The 6,671-nt window shown below is 61.6% G+C and carries 7 protein-coding genes and 1 pseudogene; 1 reads left to right on the top strand and 7 read right to left on the bottom strand.

The genetic code is table 11. The features are described 5' to 3' along the window. Together EOA85_RS23575 and EOA85_RS23570 are read right to left on the bottom strand one after the other, a co-directional pair. On the bottom strand, positions 1–1,943 hold a 1,943-nt coding region (locus EOA85_RS23575; protein WP_164759828.1), incomplete at its 3' end, for a molybdopterin cofactor-binding domain-containing protein. A gap of 2 nt (positions 1,944–1,945) precedes the next feature. Next, positions 1,946–2,290 (bottom strand): annotated as a pseudogene (locus EOA85_RS23570) ((2Fe-2S)-binding protein); the annotation flags it as partial. Between EOA85_RS23570 and EOA85_RS23565 the strand changes: the two are divergent. Next, a complete protein-coding gene (locus EOA85_RS23565; protein ID WP_245485972.1) occupies positions 2,291–2,623 on the top strand; it encodes a hypothetical protein in 333 nt (110 codons plus the stop codon). Positions 2,624–2,637: 14 nt separating this feature from the next. Here EOA85_RS23565 and EOA85_RS23560 read toward each other — a convergent pair whose 3' ends face one another. From EOA85_RS23560 to phaR, 5 genes are all read right to left on the bottom strand, one after another. Continuing rightward, positions 2,638–3,768: a patatin-like phospholipase family protein gene (locus EOA85_RS23560; protein WP_127211366.1), complete on the bottom strand. Its 1,131-nt coding sequence runs from the start codon at positions 3,766–3,768 to the stop codon at positions 2,638–2,640. Positions 3,769–3,814: 46 nt separating this feature from the next. Next, a complete protein-coding gene (locus tag EOA85_RS23555; RefSeq protein ID WP_127211365.1) occupies positions 3,815–4,597 on the bottom strand; it encodes a 3-hydroxybutyrate dehydrogenase in 783 nt (260 codons plus the stop codon). Positions 4,598–4,767: 170 nt separating this feature from the next. Further along, positions 4,768–5,385, bottom strand: a complete 618-nt coding sequence (locus EOA85_RS23550) for a TetR/AcrR family transcriptional regulator (protein ID WP_245485971.1) — start codon at positions 5,383–5,385, stop codon at positions 4,768–4,770. 212 nt (positions 5,386–5,597) lie between these two features. After that, positions 5,598–5,888, bottom strand: coding sequence for a hypothetical protein (locus tag EOA85_RS37665; protein WP_164759827.1), 291 nt, complete (start codon positions 5,886–5,888; stop codon positions 5,598–5,600). Positions 5,889–5,940: 52 nt separating this feature from the next. Next, on the bottom strand, positions 5,941–6,552 hold the full coding sequence (gene phaR / locus EOA85_RS23540; RefSeq protein ID WP_127211363.1) for a polyhydroxyalkanoate synthesis repressor PhaR: 612 nt from the start codon (positions 6,550–6,552) through the stop codon (positions 5,941–5,943). Positions 6,553–6,671: the final 119 nt, after the last annotated feature.

The following is a 6,671-nucleotide window of genomic DNA, read 5'->3' as shown; positions in this document are numbered from 1 at the left end:
ATCCATACCTTCTCAATGCGGATTCCGGACGGCGTGTCGGCGATCTGGACGATCTCGCCGACCCAACTGCCGAAAGACAGCGTGAACGCGATGCCCTTGGCCTTGCCGGCGGGCAGCGTCTCGCCCCATTTCGCCATTTCGGCGACCTTCTCGACCACCTTCACCGCTACCGGATAGGCAGCCATAAGCTTCTTGCGCAGATCGACCGGGTCGGTTTTCCCGGCGACAGCGATCTCGTCCAGAAATCCTTCATGGAAGAAACCGTTGATCGAACTGCCGACCGATCGCCAGGAGCCGACGGGGATCGAGACGGGTGCAGCGACGCCGGTCACCCGGTAATTCGGGATCGTATAGGGCTGGTTATGGGCTCCGTCGACTATGGACTTGTCGGGCCCGAGCGGCGATATCGAAGGAAACAGCCGGCGCAAGGTGCTGGCTATCAGCGATGGCGAGGCGATTGTCATGTCGACGGCAATCGGCATGCCGTCGTTGCCAAGCCGCGCCTGGAATTTGCCGACAGAAGCCGGCCGGTAGGCGTCGTGGCGCATGTCCTCCTCGCGCGTCCAGATCACCTTGATCGGCCGGCCTGCCGTTTCTTTCGCCATCAGTGCGGCACAGAGCGCATAATCCACCTCGACACGTCGGCCGAAGCCGCCGCCCATGAAGGTGGTGTGGACGTTGACATTGTCCTGCTCGATGCCGACAGCATTGGCGCAAAGCTGCCGCACCAAGGTCGGCGCTTGATTGCCGCACCAGATGTCGAGGACGCCATCCTTCAACCGCGCCGTGGCGTTCATCGGCTCCATCGTCGCATGTGCCAGATAAGGCACCGCGTAGTCGGCCTCGACGATCTTTTCGCGCGGCGCGTCGGCGAAGGCGGTATTCACGTCGCCATCGTCGCGCATCACCGACCCTTTTGTGCCGAGTGCCCGCTTCAGCGCCTCTGAAATGCCGACGCTATCCAGCGGATATTCGGGATCGGCCCATTCGGTGTCGATCGCCTCCGCCGCCTTGAACGCCGCCCAGGTGTTTTCGGCGATGATGCCGAAGCCGTGGCCGTAATTCGTGTCGATCGGCACGATTTTAATCACGCCAGGCATTTTCTCGGCCTTGGAGAAATCGGCCTTGACCGGCTTGGCCCAGAAACGCGGGCTCATCTTGACCGTGCCGTACAGCAGGTCCGGCAAGGTCACATCGATGCCGAAGATCGGCGCCCCGGTCACCTTGGCCAGCATGTCGATGCGTTTTTGCGGTTTGCCGAGCAGTTTCCAGTCGGCTTTGTCCTTGAGCCTGATATCAGCAGGCGGCGCCATTATCGCAGCGGTCGCGGCGACCGCGCCATACGTCAGCGACTTGCCCGACGCCTTGTGCAGGATCGAGCCATTGGCCGTTTCCAGATCGGCAGCAGCTATACCGAGCTTTTGCGCGGCCGCTGCAATCAGCATCTGCCGCGCGGCGGCGCCGGCCTGCCGCATCTTGTCGAAACCGTCGCGCGTCGAGGCCGAGCCGCCGGTGCCTTGGAGGGCGAGGAATTTTCCGACCACGCCCATGCCGGCGCGCACTATTTCCGCCGTCATGCTTTCGTCGAAGAAGGCGAACGGACCGCCCTCTTCCAGGATCGCCGCATTGTAATAGGCGTAGGAGGCCGGGCCGTGCTCGACCTTGACCTGATCGAGGTTGACATCGAGCTCTTCGGCAACCATGGCGGCGAGCGTCGTCGAGATGCCTTGGCCCATCTCGGCACGCGGCGCGATGATGGTGATCGTGTCGTCGGCGCCGATCTTCACATAGGGGTTGAAGGTCGCTTCGTCAGCGGCGAGATCGCCCTCCAGCGGATTCGGATAGGGTTTGCCGTAGTAATAGTAGCCGACGGCGACACCGCCCGCGATGGCAGCCGCGCCGATGAGAAACGTGCGGCGGGCGATCTTTCCGAGACTGGCCATAGTCAGATCCCCGCCGTCTTGAGGACGGCCGCTCGTTTGATCGCCGCGCGGATCTTCGGGTAGGTGCCGCAGCGGCAGAGATTGCCGCCCATGGCATTGTCGATGTCGGCATCGGTCGGCTCGGCAACCTCGTCGAGCAGCGCCACCGCGCTCATGATCTGGCCGGCCTGGCAGTAGCCGCATTGGGCGACCTGCACTTCCAGCCATGCCTGCTGTACCGGATGCAGTCTGCCTTCGGTGCCGATGCCTTCGATCGTGGTGACTGTGCCGGTGACCTCACCGACCGGCAATGAACAGGAGCGCACCGGCTGGCCGTCGACATGCACCGTGCAGGCGCCGCAGGCGGAATGCGGGCCATCGACGAGGCACTGATCTCGATGACGCGGGCCGTCAATGCCTCGCCGCATGGCGCCGAACTCCTTGACATGAAGTCGAGCCTCGCCGATCTGATCGGCTGCTGGCGCGGCCGGTTTGCCGAGCATATCGCCGCAGCGATCCAGAGCGAAGCCGAACGCAATGGCGTCGACCTCACCGCCAAGGGCTTGTCGGTAAAACTGCTCGCCGACATGCTGCTCGACGGGCTGGATGGCATGAAGATGCGTATCAGCGATCCGGACGAGCAGCGGCAGGCGGCGGCCGCGCTGATCAAGGTGATCGATCTGGCCTTGCAAAAAAGCTGACAATCCAAAACGCCTCAGGCTTGGCGACGCGCTGCCTCGGGCTTCTTGCGGGCCGCGAGGAACTCCTTGACCCGCCGGCCCGGTGCCGGACCACGCATCAGCTTGAAGCCGTCGTCGAGCTCGCCTGAGAGATCAAGCGTCGGCCGTTTGCCGACGGCGTCGTAATTCTCCTCCAGCCAATCGCTGGCGGCAGTGCGGCCAAGGTCGCGCAGATAGGTCAGGAACGCCCATTCGGCATTAACCTTGGACGATGCCGACAGGTCCTTGAACGCCTCGTCGGCATCGATGCGGTGCATGCGGATGTCGCGGTATTCGCCATGCGGCAACCGGCCGGCGGCGATCAGCTCCTTGACGAAGGCGATCGAACGGAATTCGCGCAGCAGCCCGGCATTGAAAGTGATTTCGTCGATGCGATTCTGGATTTCATTGGCGCTCTTCGGCGTTCCCTCGCGGACCACCGGATTGATCTGCACCAACAGCACGTCCTCAGTGGCAGCCGTCTTGAAGAACGGGAATAGCGCCGGATTGCCGCCATAGCCGCCATCCCAGTAGGGCACGCCCTTGATCTCGACGGCGCGGAACAGCTGCGGCAGGCAAGCCGACGCCATCACCGTGTCGAGGTCGATCTCGCCATCCGAAAAGACGCGCAACTGCCCGGTCTCGACATTGGTCGCGGAGATGAACAGCTCAATCGACTTGCAGGCGCGCACATTGCCGAAATCGATCTCCTGTTCGATCACGTCGCGCAGCGGGTTGAGGCCGAGCGGGTTGGCGACATAAGGCGAAAACACCCGCGACATGGTATCGAAAAAGAGATAGCCCGGCGTATTCTCGATCGACCAGTTGCCCCAGGCCACGTCCCACGGCATGCGCTGTACCGGGCTGAACCGGCCCTTCAGCGCCACCGCGCGCCAGAAATCGTCGAGCTTCTGTCGCGCCCCCTCGACGCCGCCTCGGACGAAGCCGTCGGCCAGCGCCACCGCGTTCATCGCGCCGGCGCTGGTGCCCGAAACCGCCGCGACGTCGAGCCGTCCGTCCTCCAGCAGCTGGTCGAGCACCCCCCAGGAGAAGGCGCCGTGCGAGCCGCCGCCCTGCAGCGCGACGTTGATCTTCTTGGGCTCCTCCACCTTGCCGTTTGTCGTCATGGCGTTGCCCTTGATTCGTCGGCCAGATTTGTTTCGCGCAGCAAATTCACTGGGCGGTCCAGCCGCCGTCGACCGAAATATGCGTGCCGTTGATTTGCGCCGCTGCATCCGAACACAGGAACACCGCGGCAGCGGCAACTTGCTCGACCGTGACGAATTCCTTGGTCGGCTGCTTTTCGAGCATGACCTCGCGGACCACAGTGTCGCGGTCCATCTTGTTCGCCTTCATCTGGTCGGGGATCTGCGCCTCGACCAGCGGCGTCAGCACATAGCCGGGGCAGATGGCGTTGCATGTGATCTTGTCGCGCGCCAGTTCCAAGGCGACGGTCTTGGTCAGCCCCATGATGCCGTGCTTGGCCGAGACATAGGCCGACTTGAACGGCGAGGCGACCAGCCCGTGGGCCGAGGCGATGTTGACGATCCTGCCGCCGCCGGCTTGCTTCATCAGCGGGATCGCGGCGGCCATGGTGTGGAAGGCCGACGACAAATTGATGGCAATGATCGCGTCCCACTTCTCGATCGGAAATTCTTCCACCGGCGCGACATGCTGGATGCCGGCATTGTTGACCAGGATGTCGACCGAGCCGAAGGTCTCGGCTGCCTTTGCGACCAGCGCCCGGCATTCGGCCGGCTTCGACATGTCTGCCTTGATGTACGCGGTCTTCACCTTGTGATGTTTGGCGACCGCATCGGTGATGGCCTGGTCGTCGGCCGTGTCGGAAAAGGAATTGACGACGATGTTGCACCCTTCCGCTGCGAGCGCATGGGCGATGGCCAGCCCGATGCCCGAGGTGGAACCGGTGACGATGGCGGTTTTTCTGCTGGGCAAGGCGAAATCCTTCAGTGCGGTGCTAACGGAGACATATTGCAGTGCAGCATATATGTCTCGTGTGGCGCAAGAACAGCGGCGTGATGCACGCAATGACATGAAATTTTTGTCATGAAGAGGCCGTTCTCACCCGAAGTTGTGCGCCTGAACAGGCTGTGTGAAACAGTGTGTCAGCGACCCCCGCAAGCCACCTCGGGGTGCTCGTGAGGTTGCGTTTTGGAATTGGTCATCCGGCTCATGAAAAGGTGGAGAGCTCTCCGCGCGGCGAGGGATGGCGGCTCGGACGGATGCCACTCCGGGAAATGACCATCGATTGCCATGCGTGCCAATCCGTAGACAAATGCGCGCGCGGCAAGCACCAGATGATCGAAGTCGGTGTCCGGAGCGAGCCGACCTTGTTGCTGCGCTTGGATCAGCAGGTCGATCATCTTCCGGCGAATGGCTTCATTCTGATCACGAAGACTATCCGACGCGTCGAAATCAATCAGCGTTCGGGAACTGATGATCTGGAAATGCGTGGGATTGCTGATCGCCCATTCCAGATAGCCCCGTCCGATTGCTTCGAAGGCCACAATGGGATCCGCGCTGTCGGCTTTGGACTGTGCATTGGCAACGGCCTCGGTCAGCCGGTTCATCGCCTGTTCGGCGACCGCGGTCAGCAGTGCTGTTTTCGACCGAAAATGGCGGAATGGCGCGCCGGGCGAAACGCCGGCCCGCTTTGCGGCCTCGCGCACAGACACATGCTCTGCTCCGCGTTCCTCGATGATCTCCACGGTTGCCGCGATCAAGGCCTCGACCAGATTGCCGTGATGATAGTGCTTGGGGTTGGCGGCTTCGCTGGAATCCGTGGTGTTGGTCATGCCCTCCCAGTAGCACGGGGCCGAAATGTAATCACCGATTATTTTCTTGCGCCCCAGCGATTCATATGTAATCAGTGATTACAGCATGAACGGAGGTTACCATGCTTCGCATCATCGCAACGACTGCCCTCGCTTTCTCCCTATTGTCGCTCGGGTCTGCCCAGGCCGAAGATCGGCCAACTCTGGAAATCGTCTGGCCGGTGGCCGGTTCGGTCATCGAACTCGGCAATGATCCCGAAAGGGCGATAGGCGTCGTGGTCAGGAGCAACTTCACGCTGCTGCCAGCGGGTGAATGCGACGGCGTCAGCCAATGCGGGCACGTGCATATGAAGATCGATCCCGCCGGAGATACCTGCAATATCGCCGGCAAGCCGTACAACAGCATGAACAGCGACTTTGGCGGCGATCTTATCAAGGCTCGTTTCGGCCATTGTCCGGATGCTGCTGATGGGAGATTTCGGCCGGGTTTAGTCCAGCCGGCGATCACGACATCGTGTCGAGCTTGCGCTGCATGGCGGCGATCTGTTCCTTCAACTCTTGAAGGTCGTCGGGTTTATCCGACGTTTCTTTCCTGGCCGGCTCCGCTGGCGCTGCGGAAGAGCCATTCGAGGCTGCAGGTGGGAAGGGCGTGAACAGCCGCATGGCATTCTGGAACATCTCCATGTTGCGGCGCGTCTGCTCTTCCAGTGCCTTGATCGGCGTGGCGATCTTCATCATGTCCAGCGGCGACTTGCCCAACGCCCCCTTCATCTGCTCGCGGAAGCGTTCCTGTTCCTTTGAGAAGGCGATCATCGACTGCTCGAGGAAGCTCGGCACGATCATCTGCATCTGGTCGCCGTAAAAGGCGATCAACTGGCGCAGGAACGGAATCGGCAGCATGTTCTGCCCCTCCTTGTTCTCCAGTTCAAAGATGATCTGGGTCAGCACCGGATGCGTGATGTCGTCGCCGGTCTTGGCGTCCTGGACGGTGAACTCCTCGCCCTTCTTGACCATTTCGGCAAGGTCCTCGAGCGTCACATAAGTGCTGGTGCCGGTGTTGTAGAGGCGGCGATTGGCATATTTCTTGATGATAATCGGTTCGTCTTTCGCGGCCATCAGCATCCTCCCAGGACACCGGCGCACTTGTGTAAGCTGCCGGTAACGATTGCGCCTTTTCAAGGATATGCGCAAAAGCGTCGCAATTCCAAGCGGTTTGTGCAGTGCGGGATCTGTCT

Source organism: Mesorhizobium sp. M5C.F.Ca.IN.020.29.1.1, assembly GCF_003997375.1.
Lineage (GTDB): Bacteria > Pseudomonadota > Alphaproteobacteria > Rhizobiales > Rhizobiaceae > Mesorhizobium > Mesorhizobium wenxiniae.
Note: the sequence above shows the minus strand (reverse complement) of the source record. Positions and strands in the feature narration are given on the sequence as shown.

Bases quoted from the DNA above. Each gene is read 5' to 3' on its own strand.
- phaR (WP_127211363.1), bottom strand. From the start codon at position 6,552: ATGGCCGCGAAAGACGAACCGATTATCATCAAGAAATATGCCAATCGC.
- EOA85_RS37665 (WP_164759827.1), bottom strand. From the start codon at position 5,888: ATGGCCGAAACGAGCCTTGATAAGATCGCCGCCAAAGTCGCTGTTCAT.
- EOA85_RS23560 (WP_127211366.1), bottom strand. From the start codon at position 3,768: ATGACGACAAACGGCAAGGTGGAGGAGCCCAAGAAGATCAACGTCGCG.
- EOA85_RS23565 (WP_245485972.1), top strand. From the start codon at position 2,291: ATGCGGGCCATCGACGAGGCACTGATCTCGATGACGCGGGCCGTCAAT.